2 protein-coding genes and 1 pseudogene are annotated in these 1,140 nt (G+C 43.7%); 1 reads left to right on the top strand and 2 read right to left on the bottom strand.

Annotated features, from left to right (window positions below):
• Positions 1–375, bottom strand: a pseudogene (locus F6K37_RS43695) (hypothetical protein); the annotation flags it as partial.
• A 57-nt stretch (positions 376–432) separates the two neighbouring features.
• Positions 433–885, bottom strand: a complete 453-nt coding sequence (locus F6K37_RS43690) for a helix-turn-helix domain-containing protein (protein WP_287257386.1) — start codon at positions 883–885, stop codon at positions 433–435.
• Between F6K37_RS43690 and F6K37_RS43685 the strand changes: the two genes are divergently transcribed.
• The gene (locus F6K37_RS43685; RefSeq protein ID WP_287257385.1) at positions 884–1,108 is read left to right on the top strand and encodes a hypothetical protein; all 225 of its coding nucleotides are present in this window, start codon (positions 884–886) and stop codon (positions 1,106–1,108) included. The two genes, F6K37_RS43690 and F6K37_RS43685, sit on opposite strands and share 2 nt — an antisense overlap.
• Positions 1,109–1,140 lie beyond the last annotated feature (32 nt).

The raw sequence follows: 1,140 nt of genomic DNA, 5'->3' as shown, positions 1-1,140 counted from the left end.
TGTAGTTTTCCCCCAAAGCGGGTGCAGTTTGTGGCCATTGCTGTACGCTTCCCAGATTAATATGCTCGACCAAGAGCAACATCGGCGTACTAACCCGACATTTGATACGGAATTTGCTCTAGGATTACTGACCACTTCTATTCCGATATCGATTGCTGTGAATTTGATTATTTTTTCTAATAGCGAGTTTTTTATCTCACCGTCCCATCTGGGATTAGTCGGAACTATCCTTTTGCTCCTGTTCAGGATAGCAAAGGGAATCGGGAATCGGGAATCGGGAATCGGGAATCGGGAATCGGGAATCGGGAAGAGAGAATCGGGAAGAGAGAATCGGGAATAGCGATGGGTTGCATCAAGACACAGAATCAACGTCACAGAAGACTGTACCTCATAACTGCGAGAAAGGCTATGATTTAATTTTGGTTGTGACCATTAGGCAGTAGCAGGAAAACTGCCACCAATGAAATGGATATCACTAAAGGTTTCGATCCACAGACGAGCGCCACAACCCAGTGGCTTATCGGGCTGATAGACAATCCGACAAGGACCGAGGATTTCGACTTGATTGCCGTAGAGATTGTTGCCGCTTCGTTTTACTGAAATGACTGGCTGACGCTCTTCGGGACTTTTGTGATTGTTGCTGCCAATCCGATTGCGGTTGACATTGATTTTGGCCAGAGCAGGAGGACGACTAGTACGCCATTTGCCCTTTGGTCCACGCTTCTTCTCTATGATTTGGGGCAGATTGTTGAACAGAGGAATAATCCAGAATTTTCCGCTTTTATAAGCACCCCGGACGCGACCATCATTGAGGAGTTGACGCAAGCGTCGAGAAGAAATACCTAACAGAGAAGCGGCTTCAGTAGTACAAACGGACTTGTTCATGAGTGGACTTCCTTTACTCTTCCGATATCACTATTATAATGGGAAAAGTTTGCTCTATGGGTGTTTGTCAATTATTGTTAATATTTCTTTACAAACACTTTTTGAGGTAAGCTATCAGCTATCAGCTCTCAGCTATCAGCTATCAGCTATCAGCTATCAGCTATCAGCTATCAGCTATCAGCTTTTGAATAAAATAAATAAGCATTGGTTTAATATTTTTTAGGTCAGCATTAGGTATTAGCCATTAGGCTAAAT

It is taken from the genome of Moorena sp. SIO4E2 (assembly GCF_010671945.1).
Taxonomy (GTDB): domain Bacteria; phylum Cyanobacteriota; class Cyanobacteriia; order Cyanobacteriales; family Coleofasciculaceae; genus Moorena; species Moorena producens.
This window is presented reverse-complemented; position numbering and strand designations above follow the sequence as displayed.